This window comes from Methylobacterium sp. 88A (assembly GCF_000376345.1).
Taxonomy (GTDB): Bacteria; Pseudomonadota; Alphaproteobacteria; order Rhizobiales; family Beijerinckiaceae; genus Methylobacterium; species Methylobacterium bullatum.
The window spans coordinates 1,552,438-1,571,926 of record NZ_AQVT01000001.1; the positions used below are offsets into that span (position 1 = coordinate 1,552,438).

13 protein-coding genes are annotated in these 19,489 nt (G+C 67.5%); 7 read left to right on the forward strand and 6 right to left on the reverse strand.

Annotation, left to right across the window (positions count from 1 at the left end):
* The first annotated feature begins 5 nt into the window (after nucleotides 1-5).
* From ntrC to A3OM_RS0107475, 3 genes are all read left to right on the forward strand, one after another.
* Nucleotides 6-1,469 carry a nitrogen regulation protein NR(I) gene (ntrC, locus tag A3OM_RS0107465; RefSeq protein WP_018043114.1) on the forward strand — a complete coding sequence of 488 codons (1,464 nt, stop codon included), beginning with the start codon at nucleotides 6-8 and terminating at the stop codon, nucleotides 1,467-1,469.
* Nucleotides 1,466-2,077 (forward strand): DUF6886 family protein, encoded by a 612-nt coding sequence (locus A3OM_RS23630; RefSeq protein ID WP_018043115.1) that lies wholly within the window; start codon nucleotides 1,466-1,468, stop codon nucleotides 2,075-2,077. The genes ntrC and A3OM_RS23630 overlap by 4 nt, the downstream gene beginning before the upstream one ends.
* Before the next feature lie 171 nt (nucleotides 2,078-2,248).
* Nucleotides 2,249-3,976: a GGDEF domain-containing protein gene (locus A3OM_RS0107475; RefSeq protein WP_018043116.1), complete on the forward strand. Its 1,728-nt coding sequence runs from the start codon at nucleotides 2,249-2,251 to the stop codon at nucleotides 3,974-3,976.
* Nucleotides 3,977-4,197: 221 nt separating this feature from the next.
* Here A3OM_RS0107475 and oxlT read toward each other — a convergent pair whose 3' ends face one another.
* The 3 genes from oxlT to A3OM_RS0107490 all read right to left on the reverse strand — a co-directional run bounded on the left by oxlT (nucleotide 4,198) and on the right by A3OM_RS0107490 (nucleotide 8,061).
* Nucleotides 4,198-5,472, reverse strand: a complete 1,275-nt coding sequence (oxlT, locus tag A3OM_RS0107480; protein WP_018043117.1) for an oxalate/formate MFS antiporter — start codon at nucleotides 5,470-5,472, stop codon at nucleotides 4,198-4,200.
* A gap of 62 nt (nucleotides 5,473-5,534) precedes the next feature.
* Nucleotides 5,535-6,410: a class I SAM-dependent methyltransferase gene (locus tag A3OM_RS0107485; RefSeq protein ID WP_018043118.1), complete on the reverse strand. Its 876-nt coding sequence runs from the start codon at nucleotides 6,408-6,410 to the stop codon at nucleotides 5,535-5,537.
* Between the two features lie 52 nt (nucleotides 6,411-6,462).
* Nucleotides 6,463-8,061, reverse strand: coding sequence for a gamma-glutamyltransferase family protein (locus A3OM_RS0107490; RefSeq protein WP_018043119.1), 1,599 nt, complete (start codon nucleotides 8,059-8,061; stop codon nucleotides 6,463-6,465).
* A gap of 234 nt (nucleotides 8,062-8,295) precedes the next feature.
* Here A3OM_RS0107490 and A3OM_RS0107495 point away from each other — a divergent pair, with 234 nt between their 5' ends.
* The 4 genes from A3OM_RS0107495 to hflX all read left to right on the forward strand — a co-directional run bounded on the left by A3OM_RS0107495 (nucleotide 8,296) and on the right by hflX (nucleotide 13,959).
* Complete coding sequence (locus A3OM_RS0107495; RefSeq protein WP_018043120.1) at nucleotides 8,296-10,617, forward strand: PAS domain-containing sensor histidine kinase; 2,322 nt, start codon at nucleotides 8,296-8,298, stop codon at nucleotides 10,615-10,617.
* Nucleotides 10,614-11,984, forward strand: a complete 1,371-nt coding sequence (locus tag A3OM_RS0107500; protein WP_018043121.1) for a sigma-54 dependent transcriptional regulator — start codon at nucleotides 10,614-10,616, stop codon at nucleotides 11,982-11,984. The genes A3OM_RS0107495 and A3OM_RS0107500 overlap by 4 nt, the downstream gene beginning before the upstream one ends.
* A gap of 166 nt (nucleotides 11,985-12,150) precedes the next feature.
* A complete protein-coding gene (gene hfq / locus A3OM_RS0107505) occupies nucleotides 12,151-12,405 on the forward strand; it encodes an RNA chaperone Hfq (RefSeq protein WP_009866358.1) in 255 nt (84 codons plus the stop codon).
* 144 nt (nucleotides 12,406-12,549) lie between these two features.
* Nucleotides 12,550-13,959, forward strand: coding sequence for a GTPase HflX (gene hflX / locus A3OM_RS0107510; RefSeq protein ID WP_026175814.1), 1,410 nt, complete (start codon nucleotides 12,550-12,552; stop codon nucleotides 13,957-13,959).
* 132 nt (nucleotides 13,960-14,091) lie between these two features.
* Here hflX and A3OM_RS0107515 read toward each other — a convergent pair whose 3' ends face one another.
* From A3OM_RS0107515 to uvrA, 3 genes are all read right to left on the reverse strand, one after another.
* The gene (locus A3OM_RS0107515) at nucleotides 14,092-14,604 is read right to left on the reverse strand and encodes a fasciclin domain-containing protein (RefSeq protein WP_085984253.1); all 513 of its coding nucleotides are present in this window, start codon (nucleotides 14,602-14,604) and stop codon (nucleotides 14,092-14,094) included.
* A gap of 278 nt (nucleotides 14,605-14,882) precedes the next feature.
* Complete coding sequence (locus A3OM_RS0107520; protein ID WP_018043124.1) at nucleotides 14,883-15,881, reverse strand: hypothetical protein; 999 nt, start codon at nucleotides 15,879-15,881, stop codon at nucleotides 14,883-14,885.
* Nucleotides 15,882-16,378: 497 nt separating this feature from the next.
* Nucleotides 16,379-19,369 (reverse strand): excinuclease ABC subunit UvrA, encoded by a 2,991-nt coding sequence (gene uvrA, locus A3OM_RS0107525; RefSeq protein WP_018043125.1) that lies wholly within the window; start codon nucleotides 19,367-19,369, stop codon nucleotides 16,379-16,381.
* Between the last annotated feature and the right edge of the window lie 120 nt (nucleotides 19,370-19,489).

A 19,489-nucleotide genomic window follows, 5' to 3' on the forward strand; every position in this document is an offset into this window, starting at 1 on the left:
GCGTCATGCCCAACGGCCACATCATCGTCGCGGACGACGACGCCGCCATCCGCACCGTCCTCAACCAGGCCCTGTCGCGGGCCGGCTACGAGGTCCGCTCCACCGGCAACTGCGCCACCCTCTGGCGCTGGGTCGCGCAAGGGGAGGGCGACCTCGTCATCACCGATGTGATGATGCCGGACGAGAACGTGTTCGACCTGCTGCCGCGCATCAAGCGCGTGCGGCCGGAACTGCCGATCATCGTCATGAGCGCGCAGAACACGTTCATGACCGCGATCCGCGCCTCCGAGCGCGGGGCCTACGAATACCTGCCCAAGCCCTTCGACCTGAAGGAGCTCATCGCCATCGTCGGCCGGGCACTGTCGCGGCCGCGTGGCACGCCCGCCCCCGGCGCCGATCCCGGCAACGAGGACATCCCGCTGGTGGGCCGCTCGCCGGCCATGCAGGAGATCTACCGGGCGCTCGCCCGCCTGATGCCCACCGACCTCACGGTGATGATCACCGGCGAGTCGGGCACCGGCAAGGAGCTGGTGGCCCGCGCGCTGCACGATTACGGCCGTCGCCGCTCCGGGCCGTTCGTGCCGGTGAACATGGCGGCGATCCCGCGCGACCTCATCGAATCCGAGCTGTTCGGCCATGAGAAGGGCGCCTTCACCGGCGCGCTCTCGCGCTCGGCCGGCCGGTTCGAGCAGGCGGAGGGCGGCACGCTCTTCCTCGACGAGATCGGCGACATGCCGATGGAGGCCCAGACCCGCCTCCTGCGCGTGCTGCAGCAGGGCGAATACACCACGGTAGGCGGCCGGGTCCCGATCAAGACCAATGTCCGCATCATCGCGGCCACCAACAAGGACCTGCGCGTCTCGATCCAGCAGGGCATCTTCCGCGAGGATCTGTTCTTCCGGCTCAACGTCGTGCCACTGCGCCTGCCGGCGCTCCGCGAGCGTTCGGAGGACGTGCCCGACCTGATCCGCCACTTCTTCATCCTGGTGGAGAAGGAGGGCCTGAGCCGCAAGCAGCTCGACGGCGAGGCGATGGACCGCCTGAAGCGCTACCGCTGGCCCGGCAACGTCCGCGAACTCGAGAACCTCGTGCGCCGCCTGGCCGCCCTGTATCCGCAGGAGACGATCACCGGCCCGGTCATCGAGGCTGAGCTCGACACGCTGCCCCTCGCCCAGCCGCAGGCCAACGGGTCCGGTGCGCGCAAGGCCGGCGCGGCGGACAACGAGACCCTGTCGGCGGCGGTGGAGCGGCATCTCGCCGAGTATTTCAGCGGTTATCGCGACACGCTGCCCCCGCCCGGCCTCTACCACCGCATCTTACGCGAGATCGAAGGCCCGCTCATAGGCGCGGCGCTCGCCGCCACCCGGGGCAACCAGATCCGCGCGGCGGAACTGCTTGGCGTCAACCGCAACACCCTGCGCAAGAAGGTGCGGGACCTCGACCTTCAGGTCTTCCGCAACGCACGGTGAGCCCGCGCGACACGTCCGGCGAACCAGGGGACCTGTTCCATTTCAGCGAGGACCCGACGATCCGGGTCTTCGCGCCGCGCCCCGTCCGCGTCGGCGTGGATCGCGGACAGGCGGGGGCCTGGCTGAACGGCCCCCTGGTCTGGGCGATCGATGACGCCCACAGCCTGCTCTACCTGTTTCCGCGCGACTGCCCCCGGATCGTGATCTGGCCCACCGAACGGACCTCGCCGGAGGATCGGCGCGCCTGGTTCGGCGACGTCGCCGGCCGCGCCGTCGCCTATGTGGAGGAGGCCTGGGCGGAGAGGATCGCGACCGCCGCGATCGAGCGCTACCGCATGCCGCCCGAGACCTTCGAACCCACCGGCGAGCCCGGCAGCTGGGTCTCGAAGAGCCCGGTCATCCCTAGCGGGCACGACACGATACGGGACCTGCCCGACGCGATGAAGGCGCGAGGCGTCGAACTCCGCACCTTGCCCCGCCTCACGCCGCTCGCGCCGATCTGGCGCTCCACCCTCCACGCCAGCGGCATCCGCCTCAGGAACGCGCAGGACTGGGTGACGCCGGAAGGGGGGCCGCCGAGGCCGATCACGGATGCTCGTGTGCGGTGAGGGGACGCTCCGCCATGGCCGAGCGGGAGCGAACCGCGGACGGTCCCCCGAAACGCAGCGGCTCAAAAAACCAATCTCTTAGCCATCTTCGTTCACGCGGAGACAGGAGGTTGGTGCCTTTCTGTCTCCCGCGTGCCGATCCGTGTCGGTTCCGATATCGTAGGACCGGCAATGGCACTGAGTGAGCGCGAAGCGGGAGTTGCAACGGCAAGCACCCGGCGCGGCAATGTCCGGCATCGCCTTGCCGCTCAGGTCGGTCTCGTCGTGGTCATGATCACGATCGTGCTCTCGGGCTTCTTCTACACCAACCGGCACCAGCAGGCCCTCATCGACCTGCGCGAGGGCGGGCGGCAGATGCGCATCGCCCAGGAAGCGCTCATGGACGCGGAAGCCTACGTCCTCAACAGAGTCCTCGGCGACCGGGATACCGAATACAGCGAGTACAGCCGCGCCTTCGAAGCGCTCCATAGCCGTCGCGATACGCATCTGGCTCGCCTCGATCCATTCCTCAGGATGCCCGACGGGACCAGCGTCTCCGCCGACGCCAGCATCAAGTCGCTCGAAGCCATCTGGACGGATGCTCTCGAACTCGTCCGCGCCGGAAAGCTGGAGGCGGCTGAGACCCTGCTCAAGGAACGCAGGAGTGCAGCTCTGCTCGGCACGATGCGTCGCGCGTTCGATGCCTTCCTGGCGGACTGGAACTCGCACTTCGCCGATCACGAGACGCGCATCGAGATCGGCAAGAGCATCGTGTTGCTCTCGCAGATTTTGATTGCCGGAGTTATGATCTTCGCATTCCGATCGAGCGCGCGAGATGCCCAGGCCCGGGCGACGGCCATCGCGGACATGGACGCGTCCAGAACGCAGATCGGCCATCTGTTCGAGATGACGGACATGCTCCAGAGCGCCACCGACCATCACGATGCGAACGCGGTCCTCCGAGCCACCGCCGGCGAACTGATCGGCGGCTTCAGCGGCGCGCTCTACGTCTTCAACAACTCACGGGACCGCCTCGTCCTCTCGACCTCCTGGGCATGCGACGATGGCTCACCCCCGCCGGAGGTGATCGCGATCAACCAGTGCTGGGCCATGAAGCGCGGCAAGCCGCACATCAACCGCAGCGGCTCCAGAGCCCTCTGCTGTGAGCACCATGCCTCCGGTCTCGCGGCCCTCGAAATCCCGATGGTCGCGCGGGGCGAGAACCTCGGCCTTCTCCAAATCTTCGGGCAGGGTTTGGAGGCGGAGCAACGCCTCGCCGCCATCCTGCCGCTGAGTTCGGCGCTCGGGGACGCGATGTCGCTCGCCCTGTCGAACATCGCTCTGCGCGAGAAGCTGCGCAACCAGGCGCTCCGCGATCCGCTGACGGGCCTCTACAACCGACGCTACATGGAAGACAGTCTCGACCGATATGTCCGCATCGCCGAGCGCGAGGGGCGGAAAGTCTCGGTGATCATGATCGACCTCGACCACTTCAAGCGCCTCAACGACGAGCACGGCCATGCGACGGGGGACGCGGTTCTGAGGGAGGCGGCGGCGGCGATCGTCGGAGCGCTCCGGGAGACCGATGTCGCCTGTCGCTACGGTGGCGAGGAAATGATCGTGTTTCTCCCCGATTGCAGCCTCGAGGATGCGGCGCTCAAGGCAGAACAGATCCGGGAACGGATAGAGGCTCTGTCCGGGGGCCATGGTGCGAAGGTCTCCGCATCGCTGGGCGTGTCCTCCCTGCCGAGCACGTCGAGCAACAGCGCCGACCTCGTCAAGGCAGCCGACACGGCCCTCTATCGCGCCAAGCACGGCGGACGAAACCAGGTCGCGATCGCCCCGGTTCAATCGGGCTGGCGTGCCGACCGCGAAGTGCAGGCCAGCCCACAGGAGCACCTTCGCGTCGCGGCCGAATAACTTTTCGACGCAACTCGGCGAGGGCTCGACCCAACCGGGACGTCCTCTGCGTATCGCCGAGCGCCCGAGCGGGGATCGTCCCGGGGCCTGCTCTGGGTCGATGAAAGACGGGCCGCACGATTGCCATCACGCACCGGACGTTCATCGCCGACAGCGCCTCAACGCAAAACGCGGACGGGTTTCCCCGTCCGCGCTTCGCAGAATCGATCTGGCCGGGAACGTCAGGCCATGGCGGGTTTGGCCGACATGGCGCGCGTCTCGCCGAGGCCGAGCCAGGTCCGGCGCATGGGCTTGAGGACGAAATAGGCGAGGATCGCGGTCAGCACGTCGAGGGTGATGATGATGGCGAAGACCGGGAGCCAGGAGCCCTGGACGAGGTAGATCCAGGCGGCGATCGGTCCGCCGAAGAGCGAGCCGATGCCCTGCGCCATGTAGAGGAAGCCGTAATTGGTGGTGGCGTGCTTGGTGCCGAACGTGTCGGTGAGGATCGAGGGGAACAGCGAGAAGATCTCGCCCCAGGCGAAGAACACGACGCCCGAGAGCAGGGCGAAGGCGTAAGCATTCTCGCGGAAAACCAGCAGGAGGGCGATGGCCGCCGCCTCGGCGGCAAACGCGATGCCCATCGTGTTCTCGCGGCCGATCTTGTCCGAGACCCAGCCGAAGAAGGGCCGGGTGAGGCCGTTGGTGATGCGGTCGAAGGTCAGGGCGAAGGGCAGGGCCACGAAGCCGAAGATGATCGCGTCGGCCACACCGAAGTCGCGGGCAAAGGAGGCGAAGTTCGCCACCACCATCAGGCCGCCGGTGGACATCATCGTCATCATCGCGAACATCAGCCAGAACAGCGGCGTCTTCAGCATCTCCTTCGGGGCGGTATCGTGGACGCAGGTCGAGAGGTTGCGGGCCGGGGCCGGCAGGACCTCGTCGGCGCGGGGAGCCCTCAGGCCGAGGGCGGCCAGCGCGCCGACGACGCCGAGGATGATGCCGAACACCGTCAGCGTGTGGCGGTAGCCAGAGGCGGTGAGCATGTCGCTGATCGGGAAGGTGCTCAGCATCGCGCCCATGCCGTAGCCGGCGGCGACCACGCCCACGGCGAAGCCCCGGCGATCGGGAAACCATTTCACCATCAGGCCGACGATGCCGACATAGACGATGCCGGTGCCGAGACCGCAGAACAGGCCGTAGGTGGCGTAGACGCCCCAGAGCGTGTCGACGCGGGCGGCGAGCACCCAGCCGAGGCCCGAGAGGATGGCGCCCAGCGCGATCATCAGCTTGGGGCTGAACCGGTCGATCAGGTAGCCCTGGACCGGTGAGAAAAAGGTCTGCAGCACGATCAGGATCGTGAAGGTCCATTGCAGCTGCGGCAGGCTCGCGCCCGTCGTCGCGATCAGCGGTTTGGTGAACAGGGTCCAGACGTATTGCGGGCTCGAGATCGCCATCATGGCGACGAGGCCGAGGCCGAGCTGTATCCAGCGCTGCCGGGAAAGATTCGTATCCATTATGCACTCCATGCTGCGGGCACGGACACGCAAAGTGTATACCAGATTGCAAGGCCCGGCTTTCAGCGCCGCGCGGAAACCAGCCAGCAGCCGGCATCCAGGGACACGGCGCCGGAGACGGCCCGTTCCGCGAAGTCGTCGCTCACCCGCTTCAGGGCGTCCGCACGGACCGAAGCGGGCTGATCGCGCAGGAGCCGGGAAACCGGGCCGAGCTCGGTGGCGAAATCCGCGGCGGCCTCCGCCGCATCTCGGGCGGTGCCGTCGCCGGACCTCGCGAGGGTGAGGGGCCGGTCGATCGCCTCGAGCGTGATGTCGAGGAAGCCGGCCTGCGCCAGCACCGCATGGAGGGTCTCCGCCTCGGCGAAGCGGAACGGCCCCGGCGCGTCGGCGGGGCCGGGTTCGGGTTCCGGCACGAGGGGCAGGACGAGGTTCCTCGGCACCGTGATCCAGGGATTGTCCTCGATCCGCCGCCAGCACAGGAAGGTCAGGCGTCCGCCGGGGACCAGGGCCTTGCGGATGTTGGCGAAGGCGGCGCCGGAATCGTCGAAGAACATCACCCCGAAGCGGGAGATCGCCTGCTCGAAGGAGGCATCGCCGAAATCGTGGGTCTGGGCGTCCGCCTCGATGAATGCGATCGGCGCCAGGGCGGGGGCCTCGATCCCGGCCCGTTCGCGCGCCACCGCGAGCAGGGGGGCCGAGAGGTCGGCCGCCACCACACGCCCCCTGGGGCCGAGCCGGCGCGCGGCGGCGATGGCGCAGTCACCGGCGCCGCAGCCGATATCCAGCGCCGAGCCGTCCACCCGAAGGCGCGCCGCCTCGAACAGGGCGGCGGTGAGGGGCGCGAAGACCGCGTCGATCCTGCGCTGGTTGCGCGCCCAGCGCGCACCGACCTCGCCGTTCCAGTAGTCGCGCTGGGTGATCGCGCCATCCGCCATCATGAACCTTCCGGTCTCTGAACATCGATCGTCCGGCCCCCGGCGGGGACCCGTTTCACAGGCCGGACGAGCCGCCATCCGAACGCGGATCGTGGACCGCCTCGATCCGCCCGTTGCCGGGATGACGGACCAGCATGCCGGCATGGCCGAGGGAATCGATGTAGGAACCGCCCAGTTCCTCGATCTCGTGGCCCATGGAGCGCAACTCGGCGATGCAGGCCGGATCGAACCGGTCCTCCACCTTCACGCTTAGGGATTCGGCACCCCAGGTACGGCCGTAGAGCAGGCGCGGCGCGTCCACCGCCTCGGCCGGGCTCATGCCGTAATCGGCATACCGCGAAAAAATCTGGGCCTGGAATTGCGGCTGCCCGTCGCCACCCATGCTGCCGTAGGACATCACGCGGCCGTCGTCGAAGGCGGCCAGTCCGGGGATCAGGGTGTGGAACGGCCGGCGCCCCGGCTCCAGTGGGTTCACCGCGCCCTTCTCCAGCGAGAACGAAGTGCCGCGGTTCTGCCAATGGATGCCGGTCTTCGGCAGGACGATCCCCGAACCGTATTCCCAGTAGATCGACTGGATGTAGGAGACGGCCAGACCGTCCTTGTCGATGGCGCCCATCCAGACGGTGTCGCCATCGCCCGGTCCCCGGAGGGGCACGGAGGCGGCGCGGCGCATGTCGATCTGGGCCGCCTCGCGGTCGAGGCACTCCGGGGTGAGGAAGCTCGCCGGATCGACGCTCAGCCGGTCGTAATCGGTGACCGTGCGGTCTCGGATGGCGAAAGCGCGCTTCGTCGCCTCGATCAGCCCGTGATACTGCGCCGTGCTCTCGGGCCGCGACACGTTCAGCCGGTCGAAGATGCCGAGGATGATGAGCGCGGCGAGGCCCTGGGTGGGCGGCGGGAAGTTGTAGAGCACCGCGTCGCGACGGCGCAGCGACAGGGCCGCCCGCTCCCGCGGCGCATAGGCTTCGAGGTCGGCCCGCGTCACCGGCGCGCCGAGACGGTCGAGGTCGGCGGCGATCTCGCGGCCGAGGTCGCCCCGGTAGAAATCGTCGAGCCCGGCATGGGCCAGTTGTTCGAGCGTATCGGCCAGGGCCGGCAGGCGGCGGGTGGCGCCGGCGGCGAAGGGCTTGCCCCCGTCGAGGAAGGTCTGCGCGAAACCGGGCTGGTCGTGAAGCGTGTCGATCTCCTTCGGCACGTAGCGGGCCTCGGAAGGCGACACCGCGCAGCCCTGTCGCGCATGGCGGATCGCATCGGCCAGCAGCGTCTCGAGGGGGAGCCGGCCGCCCAGCGCCCTGGCGAGGTCGAGGGCGAGACGCCAGCCACCGATGGCGCCGGCCACGGTGAGCGCCGCATCCGGCCCGCGCGAGGGGATCGTCTCGTGGCCCTGGCTGCGATAGCGCTCGACCGTGGCGAGGGACCCGGCCGGGCCGCAGGCCTCGATGCCGCGCACCCGCCCGCCCGGTTCGCGCACGAGCCAGAACCCGTCGCCGCCGATGCCGTTCATATGCGGGTAGACCACGGCGATGGTGGCCGCCATGGCCGCCATGGCCTCGATGGCGTTGCCGCCCTGCGCCAGCACGGTCTGCCCGGCGGTGGCGGCCAGATGGTGAGGCGCGGCAACGGCGGCGGAGGAATAGACGGGCGTCTCGGGCATCGCGAACTCGGTGTGAGGAGGCTTGGAGGATTGAGGAGAGGCTTGGAGAATAATGTATTTTCTCGGCCGGTCGACCGAGAGATTTCCAAGCAAGAAACGGTCGCAGATCGCTGCGGTGCCATCGGTTTCACGGCGTGAGGCGCCGTCGCGGCGCGTGCCGCGCCCATGGTGTCCACCGACACGATGGCCCGATTCGTATTAATTTCGCCACACTGTTGTGGCGACGCATCAGCCATGGCGTGGCTTCGACGTTCCAAACAATCGGCCGCCCCGGGAGACGATGTCTCACCGGAGGGCGAGGCCGAACCTCATACCATCCGGGCGGCACCGCGCGGCCCCGGCTGGATCGGCGCGCTCGTCGTCGCCACGGCCCTGATCTCGGCCATCGCGACCTTCCTGATCCTCGCCGGCGTGATCCGGGTGACGCCGACGCCGACGATCGGCCTGACGCTGCTGGGCATCAACGTCTTCCTGGTCCTCAGCCTGTTCGTCATCATCGCCTGGGAGGCGCGGGTCTTCCTGCATGCGCGCCGGGCCAATGCGGCGGTGGCGCGCCTGCACACCCGCATCGTCGGCCTGTTCAGCCTCATCGCGATCCTGCCCACCGTGCTACTGGCCGTCGTGGCGGCGGTGACGATCGATCGCGGGCTCTCGCTGGGCTTCACCGACCGCGTCCGCGACGTGGTGCTGAAATCCGTCGAGGTGGCCGACGCCTACCAGGAGAACCAGTGCCAGTCGCTCGCCCGCGAGATCCGCATCCTCACGGACGACCTCACGCGGGCACGGCCGAATTTCGACGTGAACAGGGAGTGGTTCGAGAACTTCCTCACCACGCGGGCGACCGCGCTGGGACTGCCGGTCGCCGAGATCATGCGCGGACCGAACGAGCTCGTGGCACGGGCGAAGATCGACGTCCTCAAGGAGCGCAGGCTGCCCTCCGCCGCGGCCTTCGAGGAGGCTGCCAAATCCAACGAGACGATCTGTCTGAGGCCGAGCGAGGGGAGGGTCTTCGCCGCCCTGCTGCGGATGCCCGCCTATGACGGGGCCGTGCTGCTGGTGCAGCGCGAGGTCAGCCAGCTCGCCGTCGACTTCCCCGGCGTCTCGCGGGCGGCGGCCGCCGAGTACCTCACCTACGATTCCCTCAAGCGCTCGATCCAGATCAGCTTCGCCTCGATCTTCGTGCTGATCGCGCTGATCGCCCTGCTCTCGGCGGTCTGGTTCGGACTCAACTTCGCCAACCGGTTCGTTGCGCCGATCCGCCGGCTCATCAACGCGGCCGATCAGGTCGCCTCCGGCAATTTCTACGCCCAGGTCCCGGCCCGGAAGAGCGACGGCGACCTCGCCCATCTCGGCGAGAGCTTCAACAAGATGACCCAGGAGCTGCGCCGCCAACACGATGGGCTGACGGCGGCGAGCGAACTCATCGACCGGCGCCGCCGGTTCACCGAAGCGGTCCTGGCCGGAGTCTCGCCGGGCGTCATCGGCGTCGACGCGGCCGGGCTCGTCACCATCGCCAACCCCTCCATCGAGCGCACATTGGGGCTCAAGGCGGATGCGATCATCGGCAAGCCGCTGGTCCAGGCCGTGCCCGAGCTCCAGGCCATCCTGCCCGAGGGCGGAGAGGGGCGCCTGCGCGCCCTCCAGCAGCAGATCCAGCTGACCCGCGACGGGCGCGAGCGCACGGTCACCGTGCGCGTCACCAGCGAGCAGGCGCAAGGCGGCGCCCGCGGCTTCGTGGTGACGCTGGACGACATCACCGACCTCGTCACGGCCCAGCGCACCTCGGCCTGGGCGGACGTCGCCCGCCGCATCGCCCACGAGATCAAGAACCCGCTGACGCCGATCCAGCTCTCGGCCGAGCGCATCCGGCGCAAATACGGCAAGGTCATCGTCGCGGACAAGGACGTGTTCGACCAGTGCACGGCGACGATCATCCGCCAGGTGGACGAGATCAAGCGCATGGTGGACGAGTTCTCGTCCTTCGCCCGGATGCCGAAACCGGCCATCGCCCGGAACGACCTGAGCGAGATCGCCAAGCAGAACCTGTTCATGATGCGGGTGGCGCATCCGGACATGGATTTCGCCTTCACCGAGGCCGGGCAGGACCGCCTGCACGCCGCCTTCGACATCCGGCTCCTGTCGCAGGCGATCACCAACATCCTCAAGAACGCGGTGGAGGCCGTCTCCGCCGTGCCCGAGTCCGAACTGGGCAAGGGCCGGGTCGACCTGCGCCTCCTCGTCGAGGAGGGGTTCGCGGTCATCGAGATCACCGACAACGGCAAAGGCTTCCCTGTGGAGGGGCGCCAGCGGCTGCTCGAGCCCTATATGACCACCCGCGAGGGCGGCACCGGGCTCGGACTCGCCATCGTCAGCAAGGTGCTCGAAGAGCATGGCGGCGGCATCGAACTGAACGACAACCCCTCGGGTAGGGGCGGATGCGTGCGGATGCGCGTTCCCCTCGATACCCGGGACAAGACGACGGAGGGGAAACCCTCCGCGCAGGCTGAGAAGGTTGCCGCACCGACGGCACCCCCAATCGCGGAGATGACGTCATGAGCGCCGATATCCTGATCGTCGACGATGAGGCCGACATCCGCGACCTCGTCGCCGGCATCCTCGACGACGAAGGCCACCGCACCCGCACGGCCGGAGGCTCCGACGAGGCGCTGGCGGCCATCGAGTCGCGCCGCCCCCACCTCGTGTTCCTCGACATCTGGCTGCAGGGCTCGCGCCTCGACGGGCTGCAGGTGCTCGACCAGATCAAGCTCGGGCATCCGGACCTGCCGGTGGTGATGATCTCGGGCCACGGCAACATCGAGACGGCGGTGGCCGCCATCAAGGCGGGCGCCTACGACTTCATCGAGAAGCCGTTCAAGGCCGACCGGCTGGTGCTGGTGGCCGAACGCGCCCTCGAAGCCTCCCGCCTCAAGCGCGAGGTGCGCGACCTCAAGGCGCGCTCCGGCCAGGCGAGCCGGCTCGTGGGCGGGTCCGTGGCGGTCAACCAGCTGCGCCAGACGGTGGAGCGGGTCGCCCCCACCAATGCGCGGGTGATGATCCTCGGCGCGCCGGGCTCCGGCAAGGAACTCTCGGCGCGGACCCTCCACGCCGCCTCGTCCCGCGCCAGCGGTCCCTTCGTCGTCATCAACGCGGCGATGATCACGCCCGAGACCATGGAAGCGGAACTGTTCGGCGTCGAGGCCGGCGAGGGCCGCGCCCGGCGGGTCGGTGCCCTGGAGGAGGCCCATGGCGGCTCCCTCTATATCGACGAGATCGCCGACATGCCGCGCGAGACCCAGAACCGCATCCTGCGCGTGCTGGTGGACCAGAACTTCCAACGTGTCGGCGGCACCACCCGCGTCCATGTGGACGTGCGCATCATCTCCTCCTCCTCGCGCGACCTCGCCGAGGAGATCGCCGCCGGCCGATTCCGCGAGGATCTGTTCCATCGCCTCTCGGTGGTGCCGATCCGGGTGCCGTCCCTGTCCGAGCGGCGCGAGGACGTGCCCGAACTCATCAACTTCTTCATGGAGCAGATCTCGGCCGCCACCGGCCTCGCCCGCCGGCGCATCGCCGAGGACGCCATGGCGGTGCTGCAATCGCACGATTGGCCGGGCAACATCCGCCAGCTGCGCAACAACGTCGAGCGGCTGATGATCCTCACCCATACCGACCCGGAGCAGGAGGTGACCTCGGAGATGCTGCCCACCGAGATCGGCGCCCTGGTTCCGACGACGCCGAACGGCGCGGGGGGCGAGAAGCTGATGAGCCTGGCCCTGCGCGAGGCGAGGGAAATCTTCGAGCGCGAATACCTGATCGCGCAGATCGCACGATTCTCCGGAAACATATCGCGCACCGCCGAGTTCATCGGCATGGAACGCTCGGCCCTCCACCGCAAGCTGAAGTCGCTCGGCATCGGCCCCTGAGGGCCTGGGCGACCTTCGCCTTACATGTGCGTGCCCCTTGCATGTGCGTGACAATGACCGTGTAATAGTCGAGGTTGTCTGTTTTCACCGGTCTGCTACGCATTCGAACCAACAAGAACCCGCCAGTCACGGCGGGCGGCAGGTTCTTAAGAAGGATTAATAAAAAATGGCGGGCGAACGCGCTCAGAACCTGCAGGACACGTTTCTCAATCATGTCCGCAAGAACAAGATCCCGCTCACGATCTTCCTCGTCAACGGCGTCAAGCTCCAGGGCGTCGTGACCTGGTTCGACAACTTCTGCGTCCTCCTGCGACGGGACGGGCATTCGCAGCTCGTCTACAAACACGCGATCTCGACGATCATGCCCGGCCATCCGGTTCAGTTGTTCGAGCCGGACGAGACGGCCCCCGATAAGGCGTGAAGCGACGTCGGCAGTCTTGCCCATGACGAGACGTTGAGAGACGTTTGACGCCGAACATCGGACGAGGACCGAAGACTGCCCTTGTTTGACGTCGGCAAAAGCCCATTCTCCTCATCTTCAGGGGACAGGGTCGAACCGAATTTCATGACGCAAATGACAACGCCGGGCGAAGCCCGGCTCCAGGCGATGGCCGCTCCCGAAGGTGAGATCGCGGCCGCGACCCATACGCTGGTGATCGGCCCCTATCTCACCCGGTCCGCCGCTCCCCGGACGGGCGGCGGACCGGCCGACGTCTCGCGCTCGAGCGAGGCGCGGATCGACGAGGCGGCGGGTCTCGCCGTGGCCATCGAGTTGGACGTCACCGAGGCGATCATCGCGCCGGTCTCGCGCATCCGCCCCTCCACCTATCTCGGCAAGGGCCGGGTCGAAGAGCTCGCCGGCCGGATCAAGGCCGAGGAGATCGGCCTCGTCGTCATGGATTGTGCCCTGTCGCCGGTGCAGCAGCGCAACCTGGAGAAAGCGTTCGGCTGCAAGGTCATCGACCGCACCGGCCTCATCCTGGAGATCTTCGGCCGGCGCGCCTCCACCCGAGAGGGCACGCTGCAGGTCGAGCACGCCCATCTCGCCTACCAGCGCAGCCGCCTGGTGCGGTCCTGGACCCACCTCGAACGTCAGCGCGGCGGCTTCGGCTTCCTCGGCGGCCCCGGCGAGACCCAGATCGAGGCCGATCGCCGGATGATCCAGGAGCGGATGACGAAGATCGAGCGCGAGCTCGACAGCGTCACCCGCACGCGCGGCCTGCACCGGGAGAGCCGGGCGCGGGTGCCGTACCCGATCGTCGCCCTCGTCGGCTATACCAATGCCGGCAAGTCGACGCTGTTCAACGCCCTGACCAAGGCCGAGGTGATGGCCAAGGACATGCTGTTCGCCACCCTCGACCCGACCGCGCGCGCGACGAAGCTGCCGCATGGGGAGACGGTGATCCTCTCGGACACGGTGGGCTTCATCTCGGAACTGCCCACGGCCCTCATCGCCGCCTTCCGCGCCACGCTGGAGGACGTGATCGAGGCCGATATCCTGCTCCATGTCCGCGACGTGAGCCACGTCGATTCGGAGGCGCAGGCGGAGGATGTCGGCGACGTGCTGCGTGAACTCGGGATCGAAACCACGGCCGAGCGAATCATCGAGGTCTGGAACAAGGCCGACCTGCTCGACGATTCGGAGCGCACGCGCCTCCTCAACCTGAGTGCCCAGGGGCGCAACGACCGGGACAGCGACGTGCCGATCCTGGTCTCGGCCCTCACGGGCGAGGGCCTGGCGGCCCTGTCCGGCCGAATCGAGGCGCGGATCGCCAAGCGTCGTTCCACCTTCGCCGTCACCCTCGCGCCCGAGGACGGTGCGGCGCTCAACTGGCTCTACGAGAATGCCGAGGTTCTCGACCGCCGTGCCGAAGAGGCGGGCACGATCCACCTCGCCATCCGCGTGGCGCCGGAAAAGGAGCCGCGCTTCCTCAACCGCTTCGCCAGCGCACGCAAGCTCAGCCGCGCGGACTGAGAGAGGAGAAGCCTTCCGGTGGGGCAGCGGAAGGGCGATCGTCCATCCGCGACCGCGGGGGCTTCGAAGGCCCATAAAAAAACCCCGGCTCCAAGGGAGCCGGGGGATGAGTTTCGGGTCCGGAAAGACGTCTTACGGCTGCAGAACGCCGTTGATGACGTGGATCACGCCGTTCGACTGCATCACGTTGGCGATGGTCACCTTGGCTGTGTTGCCCTTGGTATCGGTGAGGTACACGGCCTTGCCCTTGGTCTGGACCACGAGCGGGGTGCCCTGCACGGTCTTGATCTGGCCTTCACCGCCGCCGTCCTTGGCGATCTTCATGAGGTCCTTGGCGGTCAGGGTGCCGGGGACGACGTGATAGGTGAGGATCGCGGTCAGCGTCGCCTTGTTCTCGGGCTTCACCAGGGTCTCCACGGTGCCGGCCGGCAGCTTGGCGAAGGCCGCGTTGGTGGGCGCGAAGACGGTGAAGGGGCCGGGGCCGGCGAGGGTGTCGACGAGGCCGGCGGCCTTCACGGCGGCGACGAGGGTCGTGTGGTCCTTCGAGTTGACGGCGTTCTCGACGATGTTCTTGGACGCATACATCGGAGCGCCGCCGACCATCGGGTTCTTGGCGAGAGCGGCCACCGGGAAAGCGGCGCCCATGGTGAAGGCGAGGGCGACGGCGGCGAACGTGGAGGCCACGGGGCGACGGGTGTTGGTCATGGAGCGTTCCTCTTGAGCTATCCCCTTCGCGGGGGTCATCGCTCGTTACGGAGCCCGGAAGAGGAAAGTTTCGGGAACGCTGCGGAAAACCGTGTTCGCGCGAGATACGGCGGGACGGGAGCGCCCCCTTCAAAGCAAAAGCCCGCCCGACCTGAAGGTCGGACGGGCTTTCGTGATCCGCACGGCGGCGAGGACAACCCTCGCCGCTGAGCTCGAGATCAGTACTTGCGGATGATCGGGGCTGCGACAGCGGCGACCGGGGTCGGCGAGTACAGCGGAACGATCAGGCGGCCCGAGATCTCGGTGCTGTCGAAGCTGCTGGAGGCGACGGTGCGGGCGACGTAGACCTGCGCGGTGGCGAAGCCGAAGTCGTAGCCGACGAGGCCACCCATCAGGAACCGGCCGCGACCCTCGGCCTGGGCTGCGTTGATGATTCCGCCAGCCTTGGCGCTGATGTCGAAGTTGAGGGTGCCGTAAGCGATGGCGCCGATCTCGAACTTGCCGAACTTCTTGGTCGCGGTCAGGTCGATGTTCAGCGAGTCGGAGAGGGAGTAAACCTGAGAAAAGCCAGCCCGGTTGGGGGCACGGCCACCACCGAAGGAGGACGGCGAGTCGTAGATGTTGGCGGTCAGGTTGGCGGTCAGGTTGTAGCCATCACCGGTGTAGCTGCCGGCAACGCCGAAGCGGTAGGTGTTCGAGGAGAGCTGCGGCAGCACAGCGCCACCTCCGACACCGCCACCCGCGACATTGGCCAGGACGCCGTCGTTCCGGACCAGAACGCCACGGTCGCCGTTCAGCTCGTTCAGGTAGACACCGCCGAGCAAGCTGACGCCGAAGTTGTTGCCGAGATCGAAGGCCCAGATGCCGCCAACGAAGGTGCCGACGTTGATCGAGAGATCACGCAGACCAGCGGGGCCGCCGCGATTGCCGAAGGCGAAGACGGTCGGCGGAGCGACGAGGAGCTCAATGCGGCCGCCGAGCGGAACCAGCGGGGTCGACCAGACCAGCACGGGGATGTTGACCCCGACATCGAGGTCGGACTTGTCGCGCGACTGATAAACGAAGGTGTTCAGGGCGTAGATGCCCTCGGGCAGCGGCGCGCCGGTGGCGAGGCCGACCTGCTCACCGGGAACAGTCGTGGTCTGTGCGTAGGAAGCCGTGGCGCTCATGCCCATGGTCAGCGCCAGTGCGCCGGTGGCCAGCCAATTCTTCGTCATTGTCTCGTCCTTCCCAAGGATTTCAGGCATTCGCCGCGCAGACCTACGAACCATCGTGCCGAGTGCCGCATTGTTGCGGCTTGCTGACATCCAGTGCGTAGGGCCCCCCTTGCGGCCCGAATTCGTGTCTCAACGCTGAGAACTATTCTACAGGTCGGATCGGATTGACAGTCCAATGCTTCGGATCGAGGCAGTTCCAAACGAACCGTTGCGGAAAAGCCGCAATTTCGACGCGGTGCAGCGCAAGGTTTTGTTAACTTTTTCAGCAGAATTCCGGCGGGCATGACGCCGCAACGGGCAACGCGTCGGCAAAATAACGCTGATCGGTCAAACCGTTGCGACCGATCCATGTGGCAGGACGATTGCGCAATCGACGGCGGGAGTTTGCGCATCGCCAGCGGACCACGATCCCCGCATGCCCGGTGCCTGTGCACCGCAGCAGGGCCATCGTTCCCAGGTGCCGTCGAATCGAGCTTGGCCTTGGCCGGGCGGGCAGCTTATTCCGCCGCGTCCCGGCCCTTGGCGGTGACCTCGGTGAGGGGACGGCGGGCCAGCACATCGCGCAGGAACCGGCCGGTATGGCTCGCCTTCGACTTGGCGATCTGCTCCGGCGTCCCCTCGGCCACCACGACGCCGCCGCCATCTCCGCCCTCGGGTCCCATGTCGATGACCCAGTCGGCGGTCTTGATGACCTCGAGGTTGTGCTCGATCACCACGACGGTGTTGCCCTGGTCCACGAGTTCGTGGAGCACCTCCATGAGCTTGGCGACGTCATGGAAGTGAAGGCCCGTGGTCGGCTCGTCGAGGATGTAGAGCGTACGGCCGGTGGCGCGCTTGGAGAGCTCCTTGGACAGCTTCACCCGCTGCGCCTCGCCGCCCGACAGGGTGGTGGCCTGCTGGCCGACCTTGACGTAGCCGAGGCCGACCCGCGCCAGGGTCTCCATCTTCTCGCGGATCGTCGGCACCGCCTTGAACAGGTCGGCCGCCTCCTCGACGGTCATGTCGAGCACGTCGGCGATGGAATGGTTGCGGTACTTCACCTCCAGGGTCTCGCGGTCGTAGCGGCGGCCCTTGCACACGTCGCAGGTGACGTAGACGTCCGGCAGGAAGTGCATCTCGATCTTGATGACGCCGTCGCCCGAACAGGCCTCGCAGCGCCCGCCCTTCACGTTGAAGGAGAAGCGGCCGGCCTGGTAGCCGCGCGCCTTCGCCTCCGGCAATCCGGCGAACCAGTCGCGGATCGGCGTGAAGGCCCCGGTATAGGTCGCCGGGTTGGAGCGCGGCGTGCGCCCGATGGGCGACTGGTCGATGTCGATGACCTTGTCGAGATTCTCGAGCCCGTCGAGGCGCTCGAACGGGGCCGGGTGCTCCATGGCGCCGTTGAGGGATTTGGCCACCGCCTTGTAGAGCGTGTCGATGATGAGGGTGGACTTGCCGCCGCCCGAGACACCCGAGACGCAGGTGAAGGTTCCGAGAGGGATCTCGACGCTCACGTCCTTCAGGTTGTTGCCCCGCGCGCCGACGAGGGTGAGCTTGCCCTTCCGTCCCTTCCGCCGGGCGGTGGGCACCCGCACGCTCATCTCGCCGGTGAGGTATTTCGCCGTGAGGGAGTCGGGGCTCTTCAGCACCTCCTCCGGCGTGCCCTGGGCGATGATCCGGCCGCCATGGATGCCGGCACCGGGGCCGACATCGACCACGTAATCGGCCTGGAGGATCGCGTCCTCGTCGTGCTCGACCACGATCACCGAATTGCCGAGGTCGCGCAGGCGCTTCAACGTGCCGAGCAGGCGCTCGTTGTCGCGCTGGTGCAGGCCGATGGAGGGCTCGTCGAGGACGTAGAGCACCCCCGTGAGACCGGAGCCGATCTGCGAGGCGAGGCGGATGCGCTGGCTCTCGCCGCCGGAGAGCGAGCCCGAACCGCGCGCCAGGGTGAGATAATCGAGGCCGACATCGACGAGGAAGGTGAGCCGGTCGCGGATTTCCTTGAGGATGCGGAAGGCGATCTCGTTCTGCTTCGGCGTCAGCTTCTCCGACAGTTCGGAGAACCAGCGATGCGCCTCGCGCACGGAAAGCGCGGTGACGTCGCCGATGTCCTGCATGGCGACCTTCACCGCCAGGGCCTCGATCTTGAGGCGCTTGCCGCCGCAGGAGGCGCAGGGCGTCTCGCTCATGAAACGGGCGATGTCGTCGCGGGACGCATCGCTTTCGGTCTCCTTGTAGCGCCGCTCCAGGTTCGGGACGACGCCCTCGAACGGCTTGTTCACCTCGTAGGCACGCATGCCGTCATTGTAGGCAAAGCGGATCGACTCGCGGCCGGAGCCGTAGAGGATGACCTTGTGCGCGGTCTCGGGAAGGTCCGACCAGGGCACGCTGGTCTTGAAGCCGTAATGTTTGGCCAGGGCGTCCAGGGTCTGGCCGTAATAGGGGGAGGTCGATTTCGCCCAGGGGCCGACGGCACCGCGCTTGAGGCTGAGCTTGACGTCGGAGATGACGAGTTCGGGGTCGATCCGCATCTCGTGGCCGATGCCGCCGCAGGTCGGGCAGGCTCCGAACGGGTTGTTGAACGAGAACAGGCGCGGCTCGATCTCGGCGATGGTGAAGCCGGAGACCGGGCAGGCGAAGCGCGACGAGAAGGTGATGGTCTCACCCTCGGCCGGGTCGGCGAATTCGATCAGTGCGATGCCGTCGGCCAGTTCCAGGGCGGTCTCGAAGGAATCGGCCAGCCGCGCGGCGATGTCGGCCCGCACCACGAGCCGGTCCACCACCACGTCGATGTCGTGCTTGAGCTTCTTGTCGAGCTTGGGCGCGTCGTCGATCGGGTAGTATTCGCCGTCGATGCGAAGACGCTGGAAGCCCTTCTTCTGGAACTCGGCGATCTCCTTGCGGTACTCGCCCTTGCGACCCCGGACGACGGGGGCGAGGAGATAGAGCCGGCTCTTCTCGGGCAGGGCCAGCACCCGGTCGACCATCTGGCTCACGGTCTGGCTCTCGATCGGCAGGCCGGTGGCAGGCGAATAGGGGATGCCGACCCGCGCCCAGAGCAAACGCATGTAATCGTAGATTTCGGTCACCGTCCCCACGGTGGAGCGCGGGTTCTTCGACGTCGTCTTCTGCTCGATGGAGATGGCCGGCGAGAGCCCGTCGATCTGATCGACATCGGGTTTCGACATCATCTCGAGGAACTGGCGGGCATAGGCCGAGAGCGATTCGACGTAGCGGCGCTGACCTTCGGCGTAGATCGTATCGAAGGCGAGCGACGACTTGCCCGAGCCCGACAGGCCGGTGAAGACCACGAGCTTGTCGCGCGGGATCGTGAGATCGATGTTCTTGAGGTTGTGCTCGCGCGCGCCGCGCACGGCGATGACGCGACGGTCGGGGCTTCCCTCGAACAGCTTCTCGATCCGCGACTCGACGCTCTCTTCCTGCGCCTGCGCGGCTTGGGTCTTCCGGCCCCGTGGTGTCTTGGCGGCGGCTTTTGCTTTGGCCATTGGGTCTCTTCGGCGGCAGGACTTGAGCGGCAGGGCTTGCAGGAACGGGCAGTCGACAACGACGCTCGGCGGCGATCGTCTCCGAGACGTCATGCGGCGAGGTCGACGACGACGGCCCCG

Coding starts and splice junctions, on each gene's coding strand:
- ntrC (WP_018043114.1), top strand. CDS start 6: ATGCCCAACGGCCACATCATCGTCGCGGACGACGACGCCGCCATCCGC.
- A3OM_RS0107475 (WP_018043116.1), top strand. CDS start 2,249: ATGGCACTGAGTGAGCGCGAAGCGGGAGTTGCAACGGCAAGCACCCGG.
- oxlT (WP_018043117.1), bottom strand. CDS start 5,472: ATGGATACGAATCTTTCCCGGCAGCGCTGGATACAGCTCGGCCTCGGC.
- A3OM_RS0107485 (WP_018043118.1), bottom strand. CDS start 6,410: ATGATGGCGGATGGCGCGATCACCCAGCGCGACTACTGGAACGGCGAG.
- A3OM_RS0107490 (WP_018043119.1), bottom strand. CDS start 8,061: ATGCCCGAGACGCCCGTCTATTCCTCCGCCGCCGTTGCCGCGCCTCAC.
- A3OM_RS0107495 (WP_018043120.1), top strand. CDS start 8,296: ATGGCGTGGCTTCGACGTTCCAAACAATCGGCCGCCCCGGGAGACGAT.
- A3OM_RS0107500 (WP_018043121.1), top strand. CDS start 10,614: ATGAGCGCCGATATCCTGATCGTCGACGATGAGGCCGACATCCGCGAC.
- hfq (WP_009866358.1), top strand. CDS start 12,151: ATGGCGGGCGAACGCGCTCAGAACCTGCAGGACACGTTTCTCAATCAT.
- hflX (WP_026175814.1), top strand. CDS start 12,550: ATGACGCAAATGACAACGCCGGGCGAAGCCCGGCTCCAGGCGATGGCC.
- A3OM_RS0107515 (WP_085984253.1), bottom strand. CDS start 14,604: ATGGGCGCCGCTTTCCCGGTGGCCGCTCTCGCCAAGAACCCGATGGTC.
- A3OM_RS0107520 (WP_018043124.1), bottom strand. CDS start 15,881: ATGACGAAGAATTGGCTGGCCACCGGCGCACTGGCGCTGACCATGGGC.
- uvrA (WP_018043125.1), bottom strand. CDS start 19,369: ATGGCCAAAGCAAAAGCCGCCGCCAAGACACCACGGGGCCGGAAGACC.